We start from the raw sequence: 25,189 nt of genomic DNA, 5'->3' as shown, positions 1-25,189 counted from the left end.
AGCCTTAGGCAGGTATCTATAAATATTAAAATTTTAGAGAGAATAATCTGAAGCATTAACGGCAGTCACCAATCAGGATATAGCGGGCCCAGTGAAAGGAATCAGTGTTTTTTTCACGCAATTCCTGTTGCGCCATTTGTAGTGCCCGGGCTTTGGTTATGTTACCCTTTAACCAGATTCTGTAGAATGATTGTGCAAGCTGTTCAGCATCTTTGGGATGAACTTCAGCCAGGGTGGCAATTATGGAGGTTGCGCCGGCATGCAAAAAAGCTTCCCAAAATCCCCCGATAGCCACACCTTCCTGCAACCTAAACCTGCCAGACATACAGGCGTTTAAAAATACAAGCTCAGCAGACAATTCATTTTTGTGACTAAAAACATCTTTAGCATGCCATTTTTCATTGTTGGAGAGCACAAGGTGCAATGCAGAAAGCGTATCGAGAGTTGTAGGCTCCTCCATTCCATGACAGGAAAAGTGTAGTACACTATGTTTTTTGGCAGTCTGCCAAATACCTTCAGCCGTTACCTCTCTTTCGTCATCCAGAAGATAAGTTGGCGAATTCTTCCAGTTACATCCCCTCATGATTGCCCTTGCCTGATTTGCAAAAGAAAATTTACCCGAATGCCCGGTGCCAACCACCATACAGCTACGCTCCCTGATGGCCAGGCGACGCTGCCGGCACCATTGCCACAGTGCAACAGAGGGCGCAAGAGCAAGAGAGCAGTGATTGTGTTCCACAAGCAGTTTTCCATTGCAACTAAGCGCACTGAAAGGAACAAGGTACAATCTGGAATCAGGGACTATATATAGAGTTTCGCACCGGCCCATTACATCCTGCAGGACATCTGCAATCGGCTTTAATAGCTTCTCAGACAAATAGGAAAGAAGTTGGACAAATTCATTTTCGCTTGTAATACTTGAAGGCCATAAGCCTTTGGCTAATTTTGTTCCCTGAAGGTCTGTCTCTTTAAGGTCAACAAAAAATGGTTTAGGTGCCGTCTTTGTTGGGTCAAGCAGCAGGGCCAATGTTCTGCCGGTTCCAATACAAAAGAACAGGAATGCCGTTGACTCTTCTTTGAGAGATTGTTGCAATTCTTCATTGTAGGTGACCCCCGGAATCTCCCATGTATCCGATTGAGATTTCTGCCCTGCCTGCGCTAACTGCTGCCGTAGCAGGAGGGTCTTACCTTTTTCTGACCAGCCAAAAGCTTCGGTTACCCGCCCCAGATCTGCCGATAAAATTGCCGCAGCTTCGTGCAGGGTTTCAGTTTGATGAAGTAAATCCCTATAACTTTTCGCAGAAGCCTGCCCCTGCGGCAACATCTGCTCCTGGCATAAATTAATGGCTTGCTGAATTTTTATTAATGCCGCTTCCTTTTGCCCATTCATCTTTAAAGCAGCCGCCTGTGCACCCAGGATCAGCTGCCGCAAATCCCGGGTTCTAACATATCCTTCAGCCTCATCAAGTTCAGCAAGGGCTTTTTTATAATTACCGGAAGGTAGATGATATGCCAGGGCCCGTTGCATTAGCGCCTGCGACAGGACCTCACCCGCCTCGATTTGCCTGAGCATATCTATTGTATTGTCCAACAGTTTTTTTGCCCTTGAATAATGGCCGGATGTTGCTTTCTCAAGGGCCGATAAGCGAACCAGGCTATCGGTGGCCTGATAAATAAGATCAGGCACTCCGGTATGTTTGGCAGCCTCTAAAGCTGCTTCGGCATGCGCAATTGCGGTTAGGATATCATCCTGCCATTCGTAATAATTAACGAATGCTAAATGCAGCTTCCAACGCTTATCCATCAGGTGGGGTTCCTTCTCCAGAATCCCTCTTGCTTTATTCAATAGTTTCCTAGCCTGGCTTCTACTGCCGCGAACAATACTGTTTTCGGCTTCAAGAATAAGGGTATCTGTCTCCAAACCAGATCCCACACCTTCCTGCATATCTTGCAGCTCGTTAAACTTTTGCTTTAAAATATCCGGAAGCCTACCGCGTACGTCCCATTGAAGTTGCCAGGTATAGAAATTAAGCCACAGGCTCCTTGCCAGGCGGGGAAAATCCTTGCTATTAGCAAATTCAATAGCTTTTAACTGACGCTGCAGAAATGTTTCGCGATCCCCACGTTGCAGAGCAACCTGTGCCAGGTTATCAAGCATTCTGGCTGCACCTTCCAGCGAAAGACGGGCAGATTTTTTTAGATCTTCGGGGTTTACAAACTTTAGCCAGGCCTCCGGTACGGCAAACTTCATAAAACCATCGTAAGCAGACTGGAAATATTCTTCGGCTTCATCAAAGTTAGCCCGTTGTAGAGCAAGCTGCCCCATTGCCTCTTTCAAAGAAGCCTCGGAAGGACCGGGAGAATTTGCAAGTAAGTTCAGGCTCCGCTCATAAGCCTGCTGGGCCTCAACTAACCTGCCAAGTAAAGCCAGAGCCAGCCCCATTCCCTGATTGAGAAACTGCTCCATTTGGTCAAGTATGGAGTTGATCTGATCCCGAAGATCAATTTTATTGTCAATATTGAAACTTTCAAAATCCCTTAACCATTGCTCCCAGTCTTTAGAAAGCTGCTGAAACTCCTGGTTTATTTTTATAAATTCACTGTTTGCTTTTTCAGGCTGGTAAGGGAGCAGACACCATTTTTCCTGGATGGCGATATCAAGTTTCCTATTCGCCTCCTGCAATAGCTTCATCTGTTCCACCAGCGTACTCATACCTGGATTCTTTTTGTTTTAGAATGGCAACAGTCCTTTGGATTCTTTTAGAAAAGAGGTAATAGATTTGATGAATTCAGCTGCACTATCTAAGTGCCCTAACTTGATTTTCAATTGATTTCCAGCCGAATTATTCCATTCAATCTCTTTAGGCATTGCTGCCAGTACAATAGTGGCCGCAATAATAATTTCTGGAATGGGAGCCATATGCGGAATTTTAGCCTCTTCCACAGCCTGTTCCAGGTAAGGCTGAAAATCTTTGTGCGCTGCCATCTGCTTCAGTACAAGCCGTGATGTTTCTCCCCTTGCTGATGGATCAGCCTCGTCTTCCACTGCTTTAAGAAAAGGTTGTATCTCCGGGGTTGCAGCTTCTTGTATCTCTTCCTGCCAGAATTCAAAGTCTCCAAAGGTAAGTCTGGAACCCTGCCAAAACTCTTCCGGTAAAAGTTCATAAAAACGTAATAAAGCATGTTGGGCCTGCTCGTCGGTAAGGGATTCTATCTTTTCTTTCATGGCTGAAATAATTAGTGGTTAGATTTTTTATACTAAACACTATAAATATCATTAAATTTATTCAATAATTTACTAAGAATCAATAAATTACAGATATGAATTTAAGTTTAGAAAAAAGGGAGGGGGTAAGAAATCCTGTAATGCAAAAAATTAAAGCCTTTAGAAGTCAGTTTAGAGGAGTGAAAAATATGGAATTCTTCCTGTTCAGATTAACCAGAATATTTGCCTAGTCCACAACTTTTAGGAATGATCCTTGAATTCTTCCTGTTCAGGTTAATCAGAATATTTGCCTAGTCCACAACTTTTAGGAATGATCCATGAAAATTGCTTTACTTCTGAATATGCCATAAAAAAAGGCTTCACATTTCTGTGAAGCCCTGTCTTTGATAGTAGCGGGAACTGGACTCGAACCAGTGACCTTCGGGTTATGAGTTTTCAACCTCCACCCTTCAAATACACTTAAAATACCTGTTTTTCAATGATTTACGATTATTTCAATATTTTTCAATATTAAAAAATAAGGCTTTAAACTAATAAATGTTGTACCTATGTTGTACCCATAATTCACTATATTTATAATTCAATGTATTTATTATGGCAACCATTAGAGCAGTTTTACGCAAAAAAAAGAACTCAGAAAATAAATTTCCGATAGCAATTAGGATCACAAAAGACAGAAAAAGTACGTTTCTGGGTACCGGTCAATATATTGAAGAAAAATACTGGGATAAAACAAATAGGTGTGTGAGGAAAAAACATCCTAATGCCAATTACATCAACAATTTTATTATATCGAAAATTGCCGAAGCAAATAAGAAAGTTCTCGAAGCTGAAAGCAGTGAAGAATACCAAAACGTTAGATCCATAAAAAGGAAAATCACACAGAATAAAAAAGTCGATTTTTTTGAAATTGCAGATAAGCATCTGGAAAATTTAAAAAACAGGAATCGACATCATCAATATGATACTGAGGTAGGTCGCTTAAAAAAGCTAAAAAAATTTATAAAGAAAAACGAATTAGGTTTTAATGAGATAACTGTTTCACTTCTTAAAAAATTTGAAGCCTATTTACTTCATGATAAAAAGCGTTCACCGCGTACGGTAGTGAACTATCTGATTTTAATACGAACTATTTACAATCTTGCCATATCTGAATCTTTAGTTGACAGAGGTATGTATCCCTTCGGAAAAGGAAAAATTCAGATCAAAATTCCAGAAACCCAGAAAATTGGTTTAAACCTTAAAGAGATACAACGCCTGGAAAATGCCGCCGATCTGACAGAACCTCAGCAAAAAGCCGTGCATGTATGGCTTATCAGTTTTTATTTTGCCGGGATCAGGGTAGGTGATGTATTAAAATTAAAATGGTCAGATTTTAATGATGGAAGGTTAATGTACCGAATGAACAAAAACAGTAAATTGGTAACCCTTAAAACACCAGAAAAGGCTGAGGCTATATTCAAACAGTATCGAAAGAAAGATTCCCTACAGGATTTGATTTTTGATTATCTCAAAGACACAGACCTATCAGATACCCATAGAGTTTCTATTAGAACCCAAAGTGTAAACAGAAACCTAAACCGGCTCCTAAAAAGGGTGGCATCAAAACTAGAGATTAAGAAAAAAATGAGCATGCATATCGCCCGTCACAGCTTCGGGAATATTTCTGGCGATAAAATTCCAATTCAAATGTTACAAAAACTCTACCGCCATTCCTCGGTAACTACCACCATAAATTATCAAGCGAATTTTATTCATAAAGAAGCTGATGAGGCTTTGGATAGTGTAATCAATTTTTAAATTTAGGTGATGGCAATTACCTAAATTTTTTGAAAGGTGCCGGTGACCTCAGTAGTATCTTTCCATTTCCAAGAATATCTTCTGCAAATACAGATGCGGGAGAGATTAATTTCAGGGTTATTAAAGATATATTCAGTAATGGATTAACAGAAAATCTGCTAATTATGTCCGTCAATTTTTTTAAATATTTCTGGCATTGACTCTTCATCAATTGCTTTCATATCTATTAATTTCAGAGATTTTACCATTCTCTGGGTATTGGTTTTATAATATTGAAAATGCGGTGCTTCCAAATGAGACTCGTATGCTTTTTTATCAGCATAAATTTCTAAAATCCTTATTTGGTTAGGGTTTTCCGTTTGATACATGGGGAAAATTGAAACGACCCCGGGCTCCACCCTAACAGAGGCCTCAGCTTCTTCTTTCAAAATTTCCTTATATTCCTCTATGTACTCAGGATAAATTTCTAATTCTGCTATTCTGATGAGCATTTCCTTAGAGCTGAAGGCATCTTTACTTACATTATTTTCTTTGCAAGATGAAAAACATAGTATGATTGTTAAGAAAGCAAGCTGGATTTTTAATGACTTCATAACTCCCATTTTTATTTATTATATCTCCCTTAGATTTCTATATTCTCACTGGTTAAAAACCAATTTAGAAAAAATTAAGTTTCCCAGCTTGTAATATACAGTTATTTAAAAGTCCTTTATATTTGAATTCAAGTTGAAGATAGCGGTTAAGGAGTGGCCAACACCTTGCAGATGATGGGGGCGACTTGCGGCTGATAAAGACGGCGTTATCTAATATTAATCTGCAAATAAGTCCCGTATGAGGCGGGGCTTATTTTATCCAGCGCTGAGGCGAGAGTTTCTAGCATATTATATATCTTACCAAGGTACATAAGTGAACCACCCGGAAAAGGAAATTCAGTAATTAAAACTTTACACGATTCTTTATGGTTTTTCAAGTGTTAGGCAAGATTTTATTGCTCTGGTTCTCTCGGCCTTTTTAGTGAAGACTATAATGTATATCTCCCTTCATAATTTTTGGTATGTTTGTGACCTCTGAGCTGCTATAAATAATTGATACTAAAAATTTGCATATACATTCGTCCGTACCACCAACAGGAAGGCTTACTTCCTAGTATCATTCTTTTTCATTCGCAAGTCAGTTATTTTCCACAATTGATAGTCCATTTTATACATAGATTTAAATGCTAAACATATTTCCGAAATCATTTTACTGAAATCCTCGTCAGGCTTCCATTTAACTTTGAAGTTTCCAATATCTATGTCATTATGTTTTTCTGTATGCGATAAAAAGAATTTTCTAAACATTAAGAACAATGTATCTTTGTAAGTATGAAATAATTCAGGATATTTTCTTTGCACATCGATTGAGAAAAATGAATTTTCCTCATACTCAAATCCACTGAATTTTTTTAGCTTAAAAAGTTCTAGCCAAAAAGAATCGCTCATATTTTTCAGGTTATCAGCATGAAGAAATGATGTTGTTAAGTAAATCCCTTCTAAATCAGTTGCTAAATAATAAGTGCCGCCAGTCTTTTTTGATTCAATTATTAATGATGGTCCATATAAATTCACGTACATTTTACTTGTATCAAAGTCATCTTTAAAATTTCCATATTCTATAGCCAAATCAGCAATTTCCCCAAGTATGCCAGAAGTTTCGTAAGTCAAATTTGTTAACTCTTCCTCACTTTGGTTCTCCATATCAAATAAAGAGTTCCTTTGCCGGTTCAAAACTTCAATCCAGCGGTCGAAATTCTTAAAATCACCTTTAATTATATTATTTAATCGATTATTCATTGAATATTAAATTGGTTAGGAGTAATTAATATTAGTGCGTTAATAAACTTAACATCCTGTCATTTACTGACTCAAGTTGGTTGGATTGAATGCGAATACCAAATATGCTCCGTTTACCGTTATTATAATTCCTAATAATATGGGACATTAAGTTCATCTTTTAGAGAAAGAATTTCATCTTCTATTTCTCGAATTTCTTTTCTAAGAATATTGATATTTTCCTTACGTTTATCGCATTCTTCTTCTAAGGTTGCAATTTTTTCAAGTTTAGAATTGTGATTATCAATTAAAAATTTATTCCTCTCAATTTCCTCAAATAAATATTGCTGATAACCCTCTACATAGCTACCATATTCATCCTCGGACAAATATTCCCACTTTTTACTTTTTTTTGAAATAAGATATTTCTTCAATGTCTCAAATGAAAAATTGAAATAAAAATTATCAAGGAAATCTACGAGGTCTATAGACAAAGTAGGCTTTTTGATTCGTGATAATTTTTTCTTCTTATCATCATCTATAGAGTTCGAAAAGAATGGTTCAATAAAATACTCTTTATCACCAACGGTCGCTACAATGTCAATTCTAACCTTCCCCAGCTCGGTATTATACTCCTTTTCGGTTTCTATTCCTTCTATTGCTAAATTTTTACTATCAGTTAGATTTGCTGTATCCGTCCGAGCCAGTGTTTTTAGAAGTTATGGATTCTGGTCATTTCTAGTAGAGATATATTCCCCATCATTCCCTTCCTTATCTATCCCTGCCATCTATAAAACTCTACTGGGTTTCAAAGCTCTGAATAAAGCTAAGAATACCTAAAAGGATTATTCCTTTGTTCTCCCGATCCATATTGATTAGTACTGGTCTGTTATTATATCTGAAGAGCACAGCTGTCCACAAGGATTTAGATTGGAGATTCTGCAATGTATCTGTATAAATCTTTTCTCTGGATTCTTCGGGTTCTCCTTCACTATAATCAAGCATATGCTTATTACCCCTTTGAAGCTTTTCGAACTGGGCCTGGGTCACTTTCCTTTTGGGAAGATTTTCGTTTGATCCAAAATACTCCCATATTAAAAAATAAATTTTCATTATTTCTTCCAACTCCTGCGGGGAAACATCTGCTCTGTAACCTAGAAGAACGGTTAGGAAGAAAGGTTGATGTTTAAATATTTCCTCACAAATCCTATTTACATACTGCGCATCTAAAGTGTCTATTTTTCTGATCAGACCGGCTAATTCAGAAGTTTCACTATTGTCCTTTTCATTATAAGTCACTTTCTTCATAATTATATTTTAGTATAGGATTCTTGTGGTATCTCTCAAGGGAAGCTTGCTAAGCTTTTTGATAGCCGGGCAATAACTCCTCCAGTTTTTGGATGCTATGATTAGGTATTCTTTGCAGAGTATCCTCTAACCACTGTTGGGGATTCACACCCTGCATTTTACAACTCCCAAAGAAGGAATATAACATAGCCGCATTTTGCGCAGCCTTGTGAGAGCCTGCAAACAAGAAATTTTTTCGGCCGAGAGCCAATGGACGAATAGCATTCTCAATAAGGTTGTTATCCAATTCGATCCTGCCATCTTCAAAGATCACCTCGAACTTAGGATATTGATTTATAAAATACGTCATGGCTTTCCCCATCGCACTTTTAGGTAACACCTTAAACTGTTCTTCCTGGATCCAGGTTTTGATCTGTTGCAGTAGCGGCAGCACCTTTTGTAATCTTAGTTCCTTTCGCATCTCTGCATCCCCGGCTGCTGCTTCTTTGATCGCTCGTTCCTCCCTATAAATTTCACTAAATATCGCTAGTGCTTTTTCTGCCCTTGCTTGATCCTGGTCCCGGGCATCCACAAATTTTCGCCTGGCATGCACCAGGCAACCGGCCATAGTAATATCCGGATCTAACCCGATTTTATCATATACCGTGTAACCATCGCATTGAACGTACCCTTTATACCCATCAAGGAGTTCCTTGGGACCATGTTGCCCGCGTCCTTTGCGGTAATTAAAGAGCACCAGTTTTTGCAAGGGGTCGTGATAGACCCATTGATAGCCTTGATGTGTGCTGCCTTTTTTATCACTATCCAGCACCTTTATCGGGTCGAGTAGACAAGGGGAATTTCACCCCAAGTCTCTCACAGCACCGTACGTGATAGTCTCCCATCATACGGCGCTTCCAGATTAACGGTACAATTAGTAAGGTTTTATATCTAAGACAGGTTTCCAATGCTCAAACAATTGTGGGTTAGTCTTGTACACATTTTTTAGCCATTTTCGAGCTTGCACTCTACTGCGCTTTCTGTACCTCCTAATCCATCTAACTATTTTCCTGTTTAACCAATACCATAGTCCACGGGTTGTCCATTTCGAATACTTGCAAAAATATTGATACCAGCCCCTTATCATAGGGTTGATTATCTGTGCCAGTTCTTGGATGGATCCCCGAAACTTTCTATTGACAACCTTCTTAAGTCTTCGCCTTGCTTCTTTCTTTGAGGCGTGGCTCATTACTGGAAAGTAAGTCAGTTTCCAACCATTTTTGGTTGGTCGTCTGAGGGGGCGGAACGTGTAACCGAGAAAATCAAAACTTGTATTCTTGTGACTTTCGCTGTGCACGTGATTCTTGCAATACACAATGTGAGTTTTCTCACTATTGAGTTCCAACTTACAAGCTTTCATCCGTTTAGAAACAGCCTCTCTAATGAAATATGCTTGTTTCTCTGATGTGCAATGTATGATGGCATCGTCGCAATATCGTTCGAAAGGCATATTGGAGTGATGGATTTGCATCCATTTATCGAATGCAAAGTGAAGAAATATATTGGCAAGTAGCGGACTAATGACGCCGCCTTGAGGAGTACCTTTTATTCTATCGGTGATTTCACCTTCTCTGGATACTCCTGTTTTCAACCACCTTCCAATATACATCAACACCCATTTCTCTTTTGTATACCTTTCTACTGCCTTCATCAGTAGGGTATGGTCAATGTTATCAAAGAATCCACGAATATCAAGGTCTACCACCCAACTGTAATAACCACATCTGGACACTGTTTTCTCCAGTGCCTGATGCGCACTTTTCCTGGGTCTGTATCCATAACTATTCTGATGAAAACTGCTTTCCACCTTGGGTTCTAAGTAACTTTTAATCACCTGTTGCGCAATGCGATCCGATACCGTAGGAATTCCGAGACTGCGAAAGCCTCCTGTTTTCTTGGTTATACGAACTTCCTTTACAACAGGCGGAAAATAACTGCCTGAGGTCATACGGTTCCAGATTTTATACAAATTTCCAGAGAGGTTCTCCCTAAAATTCTGTAAACTCTGTCCATCGACTCCGGCACTGCCCTTTTTGGACTTTACTTTCTTGTACGCATCCAATACCATTTTCTTGGTTATTGGATGTTGTTTTGTTTCATAATAATCAATCATCCTTCTTTCAAAGTTGTGTCTTACATAAAACTAATCTGGCTAAGCCCTTCCCTCCATCTCCATTACAGAGACTTCTGCAGTACTACGGCTTAGTCCGCCTCTGTACAGTTCATTGGTTTTCTGCCTCACGGGGTTTCCGCTTGTGCATTTCCCTTACCATCCCTGTACAAATTCCCTTGTTCCGTTAGATCGCCTATTTCAGTGTCCTGCCACCTCTGTACCGCCTGTCACTTAGTCAACTTCAGGTTACTGCCACTAAGTTTTATTCTCGGAGAAGAAACACAATTCTCCGATTTCGACAGAATCTGGCGATATCGGTACTTTAACTTAACCAGTGATTCACTTTCGTTCAGCTCACTGAAATTCACCTGACGAGTATTCTCTCGCCTTTTCCTTGTCGCTCAGCACCTCATTCTTTCGAAATAAAGCACCACAAGGTGGTTTGTAGGGTCTGTCTGTTAACCCCTACGGTGGGTCTACCACCATCAATCTAACAGCCTGCGGCATTACTTTAGGCCGCTTCAAGGCACACACTTTCATCCGCCTGGATGTACCCGTCTTCAAGGATTTTTTGCTTCAAGGTATTATAAAGAGGTTCCAACAGCTGGCAACAACTCGCCATCCAGTCACTTAAAGTACTGGAGGCCGGTTCCCACCCAAACTCTCGTTTAAAGCGCTGGATCTGACGATAGAATGGCAGGTGATCAATATATTTACTCACCAGGATATAGGCCAGTAAGCAGGCCTCGGCAATAGATTTTTCGATAGGACGCGTGGGTAGTGGTGCGATTAGTACCCCTTGCTGGTCTTTCCTGGCATATTTAGGACGAATGGTACGTCTTTTAACCAGGCTGGCCGGGGTATATTCCAGGGTTTCACTAACTTCCTCGCCAATTTTTTTCAGCGTGCTTACATCTTCTTCTGGTTCAAGAATGACTTCCCGCACCGGAAGGTGTTCCGGCAAACTACCACGTCCCGGGTGTTTTTGTTTTTCCCGGGTATAGGTGATCGTTTCTTTAGGTGCAGCTATTTGCCCCGGTTCATCTTGTTTTTCAGAAAAAAGCGATAGTTGCTGTTCCAGGATTTCTGGGATAAAACGTTCCGATTTAAAACCCTGGATCAGTTTATAGAGCTGCCCGAGTTGCACTTCCAAAGCGGAAATTTTCTCCTTAAAGAATTCATTGGACTCTCGAAGTTGCTCGTTTTCTTTTTGTAGCTCCTGGTAGGTCATCGGGTAGCTAAAATACAACCCTTGTTAAAAATATACCAGCATTTATTGGGCTTTTTTATAGCGTTTTCTCCGGGTAATATTAGTGATGGCTACCCCGTCTATGAGCATTACCAGTTGGGTGTAATCCAGCTGGAGTCCTCCCACGGATGCATCGTAATCGGGCAACTCAAAAGTACCACGCTCCAGGCGTTTATAATATAACACAAAGCCCCCGGACTGCCAGTGCAGCAACTTGACTTTATTGCGCGCTTTATTGATAAAGATATAGACCGAACCATCCTGGGGACTATGACCTAATTCTCCAAGCACCAAACCACATAGCCCGTCAAAACTCTTACGCATATCGGTACCAGGAAGATATAACTGGTAATTCAGGGAACTGCTTAAGGCAAACATTACAGGGGAATTTCAATTTCTACGCCATTACCTAAACGGATGTGCATACTCCTGGAGGATGTCGGTGTGGTAGAAGGGTCGGCCGATAAGGAAACAAAATTGCTTTTAGCGGGTTTTGTAACTTGCTCCCTGGGAAATTTCTGGATCCAATAGGATAGCTTGCCTTTGCTGATTCCATGGGCACGGGCAAAAGCGGATTGATTTTGATCTGATTCATAAAAGCTGGTGACCAGCTTACGCATTTCTGAGGTAGAAGATCGAGTCATTTTTAAGTATATTTAGACTGCTAAATTATAACCTACACGGTTCTCAGAAAAGATGCACTTAGACGGACGCATACGATTTGCTTTTAATCCTTTTTTAAATTCTCCCTGAAATGAGTAAGGTATATTTGTATCTAGTATCGCATTAAAATCGAGTTGAAATTTTTGCCTATGTTTTTCGGGAAGGTCATCAATTAAGAGTTCAGGTATATCCAATTCTCCAATTTGTTTAAAAACCTCTTTTGTTAACCAGTGTATATAAGACTCTAAATTGCCGGAGCACTCAGTATTGGGTTTATGTCTGAAATGTGGATTTCGGTGATTAATAATAGCTATAAAATTATCCTTACACACAGGACAAATTAATTTCAACCTATTATCCTTCGTAACCTTCTCTATTGGAACAATTTTTTTGTTGGCTTGGTTAAATGCAACGGGATATTTTATGCTGTATTTATACAAGTAGTACTTTTATTCTTAGAACTTATTTATTTTTCTTATAAACGGCAAGGACTACTTTTCCTAAAGGGGTGGTATAATATTTTTGTAGCTTGCTTGTTGGCTTGTCCTTAATTGTTCTTCCTAGAAGTTTATTTTCAAACAATGATTCAATATGGGTTTTAAAATTTTTTGTTTGGTTTGAAATATTCAAATTATCCTCCAAAATTTCTTCAGTTGGGTTTACATTTTCCGGAAAAAAGCCCTCCAAATTATGTTTGTTAATTAATTCCACCAATTTATTATAATCTACATCTTGGTTACCATCATAGTTACTGTCTTGGTTACCTGCAAAAACATTAAAACACGGCAAATTCAAACTTAACTAACTATTAAATATTCGAGGGGTATACATACTCCTGAATAAATTTTTTAGCAACCTATATTTATAAATTCAAAAAATACTTATCTACCCAAAGCGGCACTTCTTCAGTTTGAAAAGTAACTTTCTTGCCCTATAAACATCGAGTATTAATTTCGAGGTATTTTCACTATTATCAAAAATAAATGACCGGTAAGAATTTTCTATTGCTTCCGGCAGTAGCTCAAGACTTCTGTAATATCGTTGTTCTGTTTTCTCGGGAGGCACATTATGACCACCGCTCTTCACACGCTCTTCAACCCTCGCTTTATTAATTTCTACATTCTCTGTACATATAAAATATAAGTAGTTCTTATAACCTAATTCCTTGGCTTTCTTAAGTGTTTCTATTTTAGAAGGATGTGACATTACCGTTTCAAATGTAATTTTTTGACCAGCCTGAATTAATTCGGTTCTTAAAAAATCCGTAAGAATTGAAGCCTCATAAGAATGTGTGGCATTATTAGGGTTAGATATTATACCATTTTGGCAATTAAGGTCTATGTTATAACCCTGGGAAGAAGCTTTCTGGAAAAGAGAATGATTTTGAAGAAATTTATTAAATTTTAGTCCGTGGGATTCACTAAGATTAAATGCCTTTAAGGACAACTGGTTCCGGTTGCGCAAGAGATACTCAATCTCATCGGCATTAAGATAAATACCCAGACTAAATTGCGAACGTATTTTATTAAAAATGGTACTTTTTCCGGAGCCATTAGGGCCTGCAAACATTCGCAATCTTTTGCTGGCCATAATAAATTAAGGTATGGTAATTGTCTTTCCTTTTTGTACTGACTTTCGAGGTGCTAAGGTTTGAATAACTTCAAAACTTCCATCCTTTTGTTTGCGAATCACTTTACCATCTTCTACTTCGATAATACTCTCTGAAATCGCTACAGCCTTATGATAAGCCTCATTTGTAGCACTAGCAGCAATCGCTCCTATAAAGGAAAGATCTCTATCATCTTCCAACACTTTAAATCTCCTATTTTTTACGCCAGGTTTTAAAGCTGCCTTTCTTAATTTGTATTTTCTATTATTTTCCATTTGCACTAAGAAACTAAGTTATAAACTTACTATTTTTCGGGGATTTATGCAAACAAACTACTTTTGTAAGCTAAAAATTCTAGTGATTTAGATTAGAAGGGATTTACTAGCTTAAGCACTTTTTCTCTGGTTTCTAAAAATTACACTTTTTACACAATACCCGTTTTTTCCGATGAACCGACTTAAGTTGGCAGTAGTTTTTTATCTCATAATTGATGGTGTGTAATCAACCTTTTCAAGGTCAAATTCCCAGTATTTTCCAAAATTTTCTTTTTTTTCGGTCAAATTTCTTAGTAAATCTCTAAATAACTTTTTTTCTTCTTTATTTCTTTCTAATTCACTTGGTAAATCCGTCATTACGAATTGTTGATATCCCTTTTTAGTGATTTTTATTTCATCTAAATGAAATGTATTTAGCATAGCTTATAAGAATCTATATCTTCCATTTCGAGTATCATAGTCATCTGAACTTACTATTACTTGTCCATTCTGTTTTCGAAAAAAGTTAAGTTTCATCGGTTTCCCATATGATAATCTAGAATTCCAAATGTTGAAGGTTTTTCTGAAGAATGATTAAATTCGCTTAATAAATAATCACATTCTTGATCCGATATTCCATCAACGATTTCTCGATGAGATTTTCGAGTATTATATTCTGCCTTCCCCAATCCAATTGGTTCAGAGTGTGCTAATAATGTCCTTATAAGTAGTTTTTTATCAATATCTGTTATGTCAAATTCCATATATTTTTTGCTATTTATTTTCTTGTGAAAAATATAATCCAGATTCTACAATTTTATTAATATCTGATGATGAATTAGCATTATTTACTTCTATGGATAAATCACTTAACGCTTTCTCGTTAATCTTATCCAAATGATTATTTTTTATAATTAATTCAATAGCTTTTATTAATCTACCTTTTATCTCAGATAATTGTTTCTCTCTATTTGGTAGGAATGTATGTTTGATTCCATTTTCACAATTTATCAAATTAATCAATTCACTCTTACTTGCTCTACTTACTCTTCTATTGAATCGAAAACCTCTCTTGAGAAAATTTTCGTATTTCATAGCATTAACTTCATTCTGAGGTCTGCCAATTTTTCCCATTAATTATTTGATTTTAAAATTCAACTATTTAATAATAAAGAATGACAAAAATTACCGCCAATGGTCTCGGTTATCGCATGTTGGCGGAGTAACTGATTTGTCGGCTTAGTATAGGTTTGTTTGTCAAGTTAATTATTTTCTTTCTAACGGTACCGGATATTTGCGATGAACCGCTCTGTTGTAAGTATTTATTGTAGTAAAATAATTGTTCCGGGCATCAAAGCATTTAATTTTTCTGCATTTTCTAGAGTTACATTTGTTCCCTTAGCAGCAACCTCTTGTAAATTATGGTTTTCTTTTAATGGTAATAGATCGTTAATCGAAGTATTATTAATATTAATTTTTACAAGGCTCTTTAATTCGGCTAACTTATTTAAATCCCTAATATTAGTTGAATACGCGTAAATAGTACGAAGATTTTCAAGTTTTCTTATTGCATCTAAATTTTTAATTTCAGTCCGAAATATTGATAGATATTTTAGATTTTTAAGATTTTCTAATCCATTTAGTGAATCAATATCAGTATTACTTGCATTTAAAAAATTCAATTTTTTAAGTTCTTCAATTCCGTTTAAATTAGATATATGTGTATTATGAATATCCAGATGTTCCAAATTTTTGAATTTTGAAATATTTAAAAGAGAATTTAACGCTGAGTTTTTAGCATCTAAAAACTTTACACTTTCTAAAGTTGGCATAGTTTCTAAATTACAGCACCTCATACCATTTAAAAATAACCTTTCAATTCTCAAAAAGTTTTCCAATGGTTTAAAATCAGTTATCAAAAGGCTCGTATCAAAATTAAAAAAACAATCTTTGATTTCTTTTAGTTCATCAATGAACTTTTTTAGTTCAAATTTGTTGTATTGTTTAATTTCATCTAGTACTGAATTGAAGTCTTTTATTCTCCCACTGGTAAAAAACCTATATTCATAATTGTGATTATAAAGCATAATAATTTTCCAATCGTAGCTTAGTTTTTTCCACCATATTATGTCTGAATCTAGATTCAATAATTCTTCGAAATTAAAATCAAGTCCATTTTGGCTAAATATCTCATTTATTTCCTTCCGGGAATAAGATTTTTCTTCTTTCATCTAAAATGAATTCTTTATGGAAATTTAAATATAAAATTTTTTATTGAAGGATAATCTGCTCGTTTTTAATACTCGCACGGTTGTGAGAGTTAAGACAAAAATACAAAATCTCGCACATCACTATTCAATCGGCTCCACCTTCACAACCTCTACCGACTTATTCCTAACCTTTCCGCTATCTTGAATAACGCGGGTAACTTTTAATGTCAATTTTATCATATCATAATCTGGAGCTGGAAAGTCAAATAGATTTGCTACCGATTTATAGCGAAATGCTTTTGCTAAAAGACCTAGATGTCTAATACTATATTTATGGCGTTGGATAAATGATTCAACATTACCTACAAAACTTTTTGAGACTCCCATCTTTTTGCTTAAGTCTTGTTGAGTCCAATTATTCCTTTCTCGAAGTTGTTTTATGTATAGGATAAAAAGATAATCTAAGTGAGATATTTCACTGTAGACAGTTGTAATTAAAACCTTTTTATTAGACATAAATCATAAGTTTTTTAAACCAACATATTGGTTTATTAAAAAATGTTTCTTATATTTGTTTCGATAACAATTCAAATCATTATTAATGAGACTTGTACGGATTTAATTAATCCATAAAATACTGTCACTCCCATATTGGGAGAGAACTAACGATGTTGCTCGTTCGAAAAAAAGACCAAGCATTTCCATACGAGTTGACCGTGAGTTCGTCCAAAATTGCCAGAAATAGGTATCTTTACAGAGCCTTTCTGGCGGACGCCTCTCGCGTTAAACTTCTGTATGGACGTCAAAGCTTTTCGAAGCTAAGGCGGGGTTAAAGCTTGGTCGTTTTACCCTTTCGGACAGAAGTGTGAGGGGCGTTTTTTTGTATCTCATCTATCAGCAAATCGTTTACATAATTTTGAAAACTATGAAAACGAGAAGAACAGACCCATTAAAGCACTTCTACGGTAGTAAACCGGCAAAAGGTTTTGTCTCGTACCATAGCCTTAAGGTACAACCCCGATCGTTACAACCTATATCAAAAAACATCAAATGCGCCCCAGAATAATGAGGGCGTAACCGGTCCGCTACCTGTGCAAAATAAACAGGCATTGCCAGAAGGGTTAAGACACTACATTATATGGTTATTCGCAATGCTATAAATGTAATAGGTTTTCCTTATTCGTGCAAATCCAAAATTTGCGTTCTTAGGTGAGCAGGGCCGGTTTTGGTATTTAATAAATTAACCTACACTATAATTTATTTCAGGCCAAAGCGGTCACCGGTTGCAAAATCGCAGCTGTATTCACTAATTCCTAGCTTGCGGGAGCAGGAAAAATCACTTAAACAATCCCGTGGGTCGCCGTTGTGAGCCCTATAATTTTCAGCGGCTTTTGGGTGGGGCTCCGCTGGAGCCTTGGGTAAAATTATTGGTGAATAGGTTTAAGTGAAACCGGTATTTGGGCACCGGTTTAGAAAAAAAAGAAATTGCTATTGAAGAAAAGTTTGAATTAGCCTATAAGCAAAAAGACCTTCCTCCTAAAGATTGGCGTCTGTGTGGGGAAGGCCTAAGCTTAAATAAAACAATGTTTCATTCAAAACACACGTAAAATTATGAAAAATAATTACTCGCGCCTTAAATGGGTGGCGCTAATTATTATAGGCGGGGTACTCTTCTTCCTGTCCAAGGCTGCTAATGCAGCAACCACTACTCCCCTGCCCTTGCAGCAGCAAGAAGTTTCAGGTGTAGTAGAAGATCAAAACGGCCTTCCTATTCCAGGTGTTACCGTTACAGTAAAAAATACCAATAGAGGAACAGTAACTAATTTGGATGGAGCATATAACATCATTGCTCCTGCCAATGGGACTTTGGTTTTTTCCTATATAGGTTTTAAAACAGTAGAAATCCCGGTAGATAACAACGAAGAAATTAGCATTCAATTAGAGGAAGATGTTTCTGCCCTTGGCGAAGTAAAAATTAATGCTGGCTATTACAATACTACTGAACGAGAACGAACTGGGAATATTTCAAGAGTTACCGCAGAGGAAATAGAACTACAACCGGTGGTAAGTCCTATACAGGCCCTGGCCGGTAGAATGGCGGGGGTAGAAGTTACTTCCGGTGGCAGCCATCCTGGAATGGCTCCTACTATAAAAATTAGGGGAACCAATAGTTTACGGGAAGAAGGAAACTATCCTTTATATATTATAGATGGTGTTCCTATCAATTCAACCCCGGTAGAAAGTAATTCCCTTATGTCAAGTGCGGGGATAGATCCGTTAAATAACCTGGATGTCTCTAATATTGAAAGTATAGAAGTTTTAAAAGATGCCGATGCTACCGCTATTTATGGCTCCAGGGGAGCCAACGGAGTTATTCTAATTACCACAAAAAAAGGACGTGAGATTGGGACCAGCGTGAAAGCAAGATTTTATACTGGCATGGCAACAGTTCCTAATCGATGGGATTTATTAAATACCGAAGAATACCTTGAGATTCGAAGAGCAGCTTTTGAAAACGACGGAGTTGAGCCCACAGAAAGAAATGCTTATGATCTTTTATTGTGGGATCAGGATCGTTATACCGACTGGCAGGAATTTCTTTATGGAGGGACTTCTGAAACAACTAATGCAAATATTACTTTTTCAGGTGGAAATGAAACTACTTCATTTAGATTTGGTAGCTCCTATTATACCCAGGGCACAGTTTATCCCGGGGATTATGATTACCGAAAAGTAACCGGGAATCTAAATCTTAATCATCGCTCTGGAGACAATAAATTCAACCTAAGTCTTTCCCTAAATTACGGAGTTGACACCAACAATTTAGTGGGAAATGTAGGATTCAATGCCACCACAGCATTTTTGCCACCCAATGCACCCGAAATTTTCAACAATGATGGATCCCTGGCCTGGGAAGAATGGGGGGTGGCCGGACTTGATAATCCGCTGGAGGGCTATTTTAATACCAGCAATACGCAAACCAACAATTTCATTTCAAACCTTACTTTATCCTACGAAATCTTTCCTGCATTAAGGTTTAAAACCAGTATGGGATATTCCTATTATGATTCAAAGGAAATGAGAAAACAACCTTCCCAATCGTATAACCCTGCTGATGAAACACCGAATAACTCTTCACACTTAAGCGCTGGCCGAAAATCCTGGATTTTGGAACCACAAATTTTATTTGAAAAGTCTTTCAATAATTTAAAAATTGATGCAATAGTAGGAGCTACTTTTCAAGAAAACATCCAAAACCAGGAAGGTTTCCGGGCAACCGGATATGCTTCGGAAGCATTAATCGGCAATATCGCCGCAGCTGAATCAATTATAAATGCCAGAAGAGAAAGTGCAGAATATAAATATGCAGCCCTATTTTCAAGAATTGGCATTAACTGGGATAGAAAATATTATATTAATCTTACCGGAAGACGGGATGGCTCGTCTCGGTTTGGCCCTAATAATAGGTTTGCCAATTTTGGTGCTGTAGGAACTGCCTGGATTTTTACCGAAGAAAATTTCATTAAAGAAAAACTCCCATTTTTAAGCTTCGGGAAGTTAAGAGGAAGTTACGGTACCACAGGCAATGATCAAATAGGAGATTATGGTTATTTAAATGCCTATGAAGCAACCGATGGCCCCGGGGGATTATACCCCACTGGCCTGGCCAACCCTAATTATTCCTGGGAAGTTAATAAAAAACTTGAAGTAGGTCTTGAAATAGGTCTTTTTGAAGAACGTATTCGTGCAGGATTTAGTCGTTACCGAAACCGTTCTTCCAATCAATTGGTAGGTTATCCACTTCCAGAGATTACCGGTTTCACCTCAGTACAAGCCAATTTACCTGCAACAGTTGAAAACTCCGGTTGGGAATTTGAATTTTCAAGCCTCAATATAGACAGCAAAGAATTTAGATGGCAAACTTCTTTAAATGTTAGTCTCCCAAAGAATGAATTGGTTAACTATCCCGATATTGACCAGTCTTCATATGCCAATACCTATCGGGTAGGTTACCCGTTAAATATTTCCCTTTTGTTTGATTATACCGGCTTAGATCCTGAAACGGGTTTTTATACGGTAAGAGATGTAAATGAAGATGGAAGCTTTGATTACCAAGACCGTATAATTATCCAGGATTTAAACCGTGAACTGTTTGGTGGCATAAACAACAGCTTTTCATTTAAAAATTTTAACCTACAATTTTTATGGGAGTTTGTAATGCAAGAAGGTTTACAAACTAGCTTTGATGGTGGGACAGTAGGTAATTCAAGATCGGTTGCACTGGCTACACTTGCAGGAGAATCCGTTTATCAAAAAATTTCACAATCTGCACAGGCAAGAACTGCTTATGGCTATGCTATCAATACTTCAATTCCTGTTGAAGATGCATCTTTTGTACGCCTGAAAACTATAACACTTAACTATAACCTGCCAAAAGCATTCACGCGGAAATTTGGAATGGAAAATTGGAGACTTTTTCTTCATGGCCAGAATCTATTGACCTTCTCGGAATATTCCGGAATGGATCCCGAACGCACTTCTTCAGGGATTGGAAATCTGAGAACGATAACTGCGGGTCTTGAAATAAACTTTTAAAACTTTTTAATTATGAAATCACGACTTTCTATAAATAACACATTTGTAATTGCTATAGCGCTTCTATTCCTCTCGTGCGAAGATTTCGTGGAAGTAAGCTCTCCAAATAATAAGCTAATACAACAGGATGTTTTCAGCACTGATGCAACAGCGAGAAGTGCAATGAATGGAATTTACAATCAATTATTCAAGGCAGCATTTTCAAATGGCTCCAGAAGCAGTGTAACTGTCCTGTCCGGATTATCAGCCGATAATATTCGGAATATTAATCCGAGTAATTATACCCGGATGGAATTTGAGGAAAATGAATTGATCCCCGATAACCCAAATAACCTTTATTTGTGGTCCAGTGCCTATAATATTATTTATATGGCCAATTCCTTATTGGAGGGAGTATACAACTCCGAAAATTTAAGCGAAGGTGTCAAATTACAATTAGAAGGTGAAGCCAGATTTATTAGAGCCTTTAGCTATTTTTATCTTGTAAATCTCTATGGTGAAATACCCCTTTTAACAACCACTGAATATAACAATAATCAATTAGCTTCGAGATCTCTTATTGAGGAGGTATATGATCAAATAATAAATGATCTGGAAATTGCTGCTGATGTATTAGGTACGGATTATTTAAATGGAGAACGTACCAATGTTAACAAATATGCAGCTACAGCATTGTTAAGTCGCGTAAACTTACACCTGCAGAATTGGGAAGATGCTGAGAGTCTAAGTAGCCAGGTTATAGCGGAAACTGGCACCTATCAACTTTTGGATAATCTCAACGATGTGTTTTTGGTTAATAGCAAAGAAGCTATTTGGCAAATTTCCCCAATAGGAGATGGAGGCTTTATTAGTAATACCAACGAAGCAAGTATGTTTCTTATCCATCCTGTGTTTTCATTTGTGGCCAGTATACAACTTCGAGAAACTTTTGTGGAGATTTTTGAAGAAGATGATTTAAGATTTAATAATTGGATAAGCTATCACAATGAGGAAGAGGCCTTTTTCGCCTATAAATACAAAGTTTGGAATACGAGTGAATTCCCTATTGAGGAATATTCTATGGTATTACGCCTAGCAGAACAATATTTAATTCGGGCTGAAGCGCGGGCAAGACAGGGAAACATTTCAGGTGCTGTTGAGGATCTAGATATTATAAGAAGTAGGGCCGGACTGTCCTTAATAGCGGATACCAGACCTGATATCTCTCAGGAAGAGTTACTTGATGTAATCATAGAAGAGCGAAGAAAAGAATTATTTGCTGAATGGGGTCATAGGTGGTTGGACTTAAAACGTATAAATAAAGCAGGAGAAGTCTTAGGACAATCTAAACCAATGTGGGAAGAAACGGATGTTTATTATCCTATTCCTGCAGAAGAGCGAAGAAAAAACCCAAACCTAGATCAAAATGACGGCTATTAATTTCCGAACTATAAATAAAACTTACAAATCATACTTTTTCTTAGCAGCATTTCTATTCCTGTGCATTGGAAGTGGCCGAACGCAGGAAAATAGGAAGGGACTCAAAGAAGAAAGTTTACAATTGGATAGTTTGGTAAGGTATGGGAGCCTTGACAATGGTTTCACCTATTATCTTCGAAAGAATGATGTTCCATCCAATCGTATCGAGCTAAATATGGTTGTAAAAGCAGGAATGTATCATGAGGATAAAGATCAATTGGGATATGCCCACCTTTTAGAGCACGTTTTAGCAAAAGGGACAAAGAATTTTCCAAGCCTGGATGCCAAATTTAGTGGACCCGCACAAAATAAAAGTGCCAAAACGGGATATACATTTACCTGGTACTATGCTACTATTCCATCTCAAAATAAGCCATTATATCAAGATGGGCTACAAGTGCTTAGGGATTGGGCACGTGGCATACGTATAAACCAAAAGTCTATAGCTGTTGAACAGGCTGCGGTATTAGGTGAGATGAGAACGATTAATCCTTATAGGGACTGGAAAAGCAGGGTCATTCATAAAAAAATTTTAGAACCTACTGATTTTAAAACTTTCAATTTCAAAAAGGAAAAAACAAGTATCCAAAATTTTAACCCGGATTCTTTTCTTCGGTTTTACCAAGACTGGTATCGACCGGATTTACAAGCTGCAATCATCGTTGGAGATATTAATCTGGATAATACGGAATTAGAAATAAAGCGCTTATTTTCGGATTTGAAAGTACCAGAAAACCCAAAAAATGCTGAAGCCTATGTAAATGCTCAGAAGTTTGAATTGGATGGGGAAATTTGGTTTACAAGTGTGCTTGATAGTGTACGTTCCAATCTTCGATCAACAATATTGCGAAAGCAACCTAATTATTCTTACAATCCAAGTTCTAAATCTGATTATAGGTCTTTCTTAATTCAGGAACTTTATTGGCTATTAATTGAAGAAAAACAAAACCAATTTGAACAGCAACGTCACCCCCCATATTCCAATTTGAATCTTAATTATAGGCGAAATCTGTTAGGAGGAGGACAAATTTTGGCTTCAAAAATGGAAATTGATTTTGAAACAAATGATACCACACATATGAAAAAGCGTCTGGAAAAAACAATGCTAGCCTGGAGACAAATGCATTTGGGAATAACTAGTTCTGATTTAGAAAAAGGCAAGAAATCGCTAATGCAAAAATATACAGAAAGAAACTCTTATCCTTCCTCGGAGTGGATTAGTAGGTTAAAAGATCATTTTGTAAAAGGTAGCGCAGCCCCTCATCCAAGCGTAGAATCAAAATTGGTTTCTGAAATTCTTGAACAGATTAGCCTTAGGGAAATGACAGCTTTTATAGGTGAACAAGCAGCACTGAATAAAAATACAGATTTTATATTTTTTAGCGAAAAGATTGAAAGCATACCCTCAGATGAAAAATTAAGGAAATGGATCAGGGAAATTAGTGCCAAAGAAGTAACTCCTTTAAAGCCACTACCTCCTCCCATACATTCTTTAGCAAAAGCAGCCAATATCCCGAATAAAGTAAACAAGAATGATTTTGGACAAAAAGAAAATATTATTGGTGTAACTACAATAAAGCTTAAAAACGGAATTAAATTAGTCCTAAAACCAACCAAGCCACGTTCTGATAATTTCAAAAATAAAATTTCATTTCAAGCTTTTCGATCAAATCGAAACCCCTTAAAAAATCGCAAAAAATATCTGGCGACAAAGGTTTATCCTGAGGTAATAAGATATACCGGTGCCGGACCCTATAACAAATTTGAATTGGAGCGCTTTAAAAATGAAAAGCACTTAAATATTAATTTTAGGCAAACTAAGGATTTTCAATTGATAACTGGGAGTAGTACTCAAGAGTCCTGGAATGAACTATTTAACCTCTTGTATTTATATATGAACAATCCAAGGAAAGATTCGGTTGGCTTTGCTGGATGGAAGGCTCAAAAGAAAGAACAATTGAGCGGGTTTGGACTGAGGGGTTCAACCAGTTTTATAAAAAATGAAATTCTAACTAAATGGTATCCACAGCTTCCAAAAATGAGAATGAAGGACCTAGAAAACTTAACAGAGGAAGAAGTAATAAATGCCTCCAAAAAATGGTTTAATAATTTCCAAGACTATACATTTATAATTACTGGGGGTTTTAATAAAAGTCGTTTAATACCTCAAATAGTTCAAAAACTTTCAAATTTTCCGGCACGTAGGGAAGTGTTTTCAGGAAAAACGACCGGTTTTGATTTTCCTTTGAAAAAAATAGATGACACCCTTTATTTTAAAAATATAAACCAAGCTTTTGTTAATCTTTATTACCCGGTTAAGGTAACAAGAGATTTAAAAACTCAAGCTATATTAAGGCTGTTGTCTAGAGCATTGGGAGATCGCATCAGAAAAAGATTACGTGATGGTTGCTATGCACCTATTGGAAATGGAGAATGGCTTGATACTAAAAATGGAATTTTTACATTTTTCATCCAATTTAACAGTGAACTTGGTAATGAAGAGAAAATGATTCGATATGCCAGGGAAGAATTTTTGGCATTAAAAGAAAAAGGTGTAGAAAGGGAATGGCTGGAAAAAAACATTGCTAAGGAAGTAAAGGGGTTTGAAGGACGTTTTAATAATTTTGGTTATGGAAATTTCTGGCCTGAATACCTTCAGTCTAAATTGGTGGTTGGAGAAAATTATGTTCAGGATATTTTACAGTATGGCACTTTATTGGAATATTTTATATCCTTAGAAGAAATCAATAGGGCAGCCAAACGATATCTAATCGAAGAAAACATGCAAAAATTTCTTTCTCTTCCTGAAAGTAGGAAGCAGGTAAACTAAGTTAAAAGGCACATCACTTTACG

Annotated in this window: 24 protein-coding genes; 4 read left to right on the top strand and 20 right to left on the bottom strand. The window is 37.3% G+C overall.

Annotated features, from left to right (window positions below; all coding sequences use genetic code 11):
* Positions 1-55 precede the first annotated feature (55 nt).
* Together RM553_RS01005 and RM553_RS01000 are read right to left on the bottom strand one after the other, a co-directional pair.
* Positions 56-2,713 (bottom strand): CHAT domain-containing protein, encoded by a 2,658-nt coding sequence (locus tag RM553_RS01005; protein WP_311533030.1) that lies wholly within the window; start codon positions 2,711-2,713, stop codon positions 56-58.
* An 18-nt stretch (positions 2,714-2,731) separates the two neighbouring features.
* Positions 2,732-3,226, bottom strand: a complete 495-nt coding sequence (locus RM553_RS01000; protein WP_311533029.1) for a hypothetical protein — start codon at positions 3,224-3,226, stop codon at positions 2,732-2,734.
* 594 nt (positions 3,227-3,820) lie between these two features.
* Between RM553_RS01000 and RM553_RS00995 the strand changes: the two genes are divergently transcribed.
* Positions 3,821-5,026 carry a site-specific integrase gene (locus RM553_RS00995; RefSeq protein ID WP_037317065.1) on the top strand — a complete coding sequence of 402 codons (1,206 nt, stop codon included), beginning with the start codon at positions 3,821-3,823 and terminating at the stop codon, positions 5,024-5,026.
* A gap of 158 nt (positions 5,027-5,184) precedes the next feature.
* Here the strand turns inward: RM553_RS00995 and RM553_RS00990 are convergent, their stop codons facing one another.
* The 18 genes from RM553_RS00990 to RM553_RS00905 form a co-directional block, all read right to left on the bottom strand.
* Complete coding sequence (locus RM553_RS00990) at positions 5,185-5,619, bottom strand: putative quinol monooxygenase (RefSeq protein ID WP_041580114.1); 435 nt, start codon at positions 5,617-5,619, stop codon at positions 5,185-5,187.
* Between the two features lie 543 nt (positions 5,620-6,162).
* A complete protein-coding gene (locus tag RM553_RS00985) occupies positions 6,163-6,858 on the bottom strand; it encodes a hypothetical protein (RefSeq protein ID WP_013073366.1) in 696 nt (231 codons plus the stop codon).
* Positions 6,859-6,989: 131 nt separating this feature from the next.
* Positions 6,990-7,331 carry a hypothetical protein gene (locus RM553_RS00980; RefSeq protein ID WP_103294480.1) on the bottom strand — a complete coding sequence of 114 codons (342 nt, stop codon included), beginning with the start codon at positions 7,329-7,331 and terminating at the stop codon, positions 6,990-6,992.
* 304 nt (positions 7,332-7,635) lie between these two features.
* Complete coding sequence (locus RM553_RS00975; protein WP_013073368.1) at positions 7,636-8,145, bottom strand: hypothetical protein; 510 nt, start codon at positions 8,143-8,145, stop codon at positions 7,636-7,638.
* Positions 8,146-8,194: 49 nt separating this feature from the next.
* Positions 8,195-8,956, bottom strand: coding sequence for an IS66 family transposase (tnpC, locus tag RM553_RS00970; RefSeq protein ID WP_013073369.1), 762 nt, complete (start codon positions 8,954-8,956; stop codon positions 8,195-8,197).
* Positions 8,957-9,058: 102 nt separating this feature from the next.
* Positions 9,059-10,297: a group II intron reverse transcriptase/maturase gene (gene ltrA / locus RM553_RS00965; RefSeq protein WP_013073370.1), complete on the bottom strand. Its 1,239-nt coding sequence runs from the start codon at positions 10,295-10,297 to the stop codon at positions 9,059-9,061.
* Between the two features lie 511 nt (positions 10,298-10,808).
* Positions 10,809-11,528, bottom strand: coding sequence for an IS66 family transposase (locus RM553_RS00960; protein ID WP_013073371.1), 720 nt, complete (start codon positions 11,526-11,528; stop codon positions 10,809-10,811).
* Between the two features lie 42 nt (positions 11,529-11,570).
* Positions 11,571-11,924, bottom strand: a complete 354-nt coding sequence (gene tnpB / locus RM553_RS00955; RefSeq protein WP_013073372.1) for an IS66 family insertion sequence element accessory protein TnpB — start codon at positions 11,922-11,924, stop codon at positions 11,571-11,573.
* On the bottom strand, positions 11,924-12,190 hold the full coding sequence (tnpA, locus tag RM553_RS00950; RefSeq protein ID WP_013073373.1) for an IS66 family insertion sequence element accessory protein TnpA: 267 nt from the start codon (positions 12,188-12,190) through the stop codon (positions 11,924-11,926). The genes tnpB and tnpA overlap by 1 nt, the downstream gene beginning before the upstream one ends.
* 12 nt (positions 12,191-12,202) lie before the next feature.
* Positions 12,203-12,649, bottom strand: coding sequence for a competence protein CoiA family protein (locus RM553_RS00945; RefSeq protein WP_311533019.1), 447 nt, complete (start codon positions 12,647-12,649; stop codon positions 12,203-12,205).
* A 22-nt stretch (positions 12,650-12,671) separates the two neighbouring features.
* Positions 12,672-13,004, bottom strand: a complete 333-nt coding sequence (locus tag RM553_RS00940) for a hypothetical protein (RefSeq protein ID WP_103294481.1) — start codon at positions 13,002-13,004, stop codon at positions 12,672-12,674.
* A gap of 90 nt (positions 13,005-13,094) precedes the next feature.
* Positions 13,095-13,799 carry an ATPase gene (locus RM553_RS00935; RefSeq protein WP_311533016.1) on the bottom strand — a complete coding sequence of 235 codons (705 nt, stop codon included), beginning with the start codon at positions 13,797-13,799 and terminating at the stop codon, positions 13,095-13,097.
* A 6-nt stretch (positions 13,800-13,805) separates the two neighbouring features.
* Positions 13,806-14,093, bottom strand: coding sequence for a hypothetical protein (locus RM553_RS00930; protein ID WP_013073377.1), 288 nt, complete (start codon positions 14,091-14,093; stop codon positions 13,806-13,808).
* Positions 14,094-14,294: 201 nt separating this feature from the next.
* On the bottom strand, positions 14,295-14,513 hold the full coding sequence (locus RM553_RS00925; RefSeq protein ID WP_013073378.1) for a hypothetical protein: 219 nt from the start codon (positions 14,511-14,513) through the stop codon (positions 14,295-14,297).
* Positions 14,514-14,605: 92 nt separating this feature from the next.
* Positions 14,606-14,836, bottom strand: a complete 231-nt coding sequence (locus RM553_RS00920) for a hypothetical protein (RefSeq protein ID WP_057482307.1) — start codon at positions 14,834-14,836, stop codon at positions 14,606-14,608.
* Between the two features lie 10 nt (positions 14,837-14,846).
* Entirely contained in the window at positions 14,847-15,206 is a 360-nt protein-coding gene (locus tag RM553_RS00915; protein ID WP_057482308.1) for a hypothetical protein, read from the bottom strand.
* Between the two features lie 188 nt (positions 15,207-15,394).
* A complete protein-coding gene (locus tag RM553_RS00910) occupies positions 15,395-16,303 on the bottom strand; it encodes a leucine-rich repeat domain-containing protein (protein WP_057482309.1) in 909 nt (302 codons plus the stop codon).
* Between the two features lie 120 nt (positions 16,304-16,423).
* The gene (locus RM553_RS00905) at positions 16,424-16,798 is read right to left on the bottom strand and encodes a helix-turn-helix domain-containing protein (protein ID WP_057482310.1); all 375 of its coding nucleotides are present in this window, start codon (positions 16,796-16,798) and stop codon (positions 16,424-16,426) included.
* Positions 16,799-17,893: 1,095 nt separating this feature from the next.
* On the opposite strand from RM553_RS00905, the gene RM553_RS00900 reads away from it, so the two are divergent.
* From RM553_RS00900 to RM553_RS00890, 3 genes are read left to right on the top strand one after another with little or no spacing between them, the layout of a single operon-like run.
* Positions 17,894-20,878, top strand: coding sequence for a SusC/RagA family TonB-linked outer membrane protein (locus RM553_RS00900; RefSeq protein WP_075325757.1), 2,985 nt, complete (start codon positions 17,894-17,896; stop codon positions 20,876-20,878).
* A gap of 12 nt (positions 20,879-20,890) precedes the next feature.
* A complete protein-coding gene (locus RM553_RS00895; protein ID WP_057482312.1) occupies positions 20,891-22,297 on the top strand; it encodes a RagB/SusD family nutrient uptake outer membrane protein in 1,407 nt (468 codons plus the stop codon).
* Complete coding sequence (locus tag RM553_RS00890; protein ID WP_311533012.1) at positions 22,284-25,166, top strand: M16 family metallopeptidase; 2,883 nt, start codon at positions 22,284-22,286, stop codon at positions 25,164-25,166. The genes RM553_RS00895 and RM553_RS00890 overlap by 14 nt, the downstream gene beginning before the upstream one ends.
* Positions 25,167-25,189: the final 23 nt, after the last annotated feature.

This window comes from Autumnicola tepida, assembly GCF_031846485.1.
In the GTDB taxonomy this organism is placed as follows: Bacteria; Bacteroidota; Bacteroidia; order Flavobacteriales; family Flavobacteriaceae; genus Autumnicola; species Autumnicola tepida.
The sequence above is the reverse complement of the archived record's forward strand: the minus strand, read 5'-3'. Positions and strand labels throughout refer to the sequence as shown.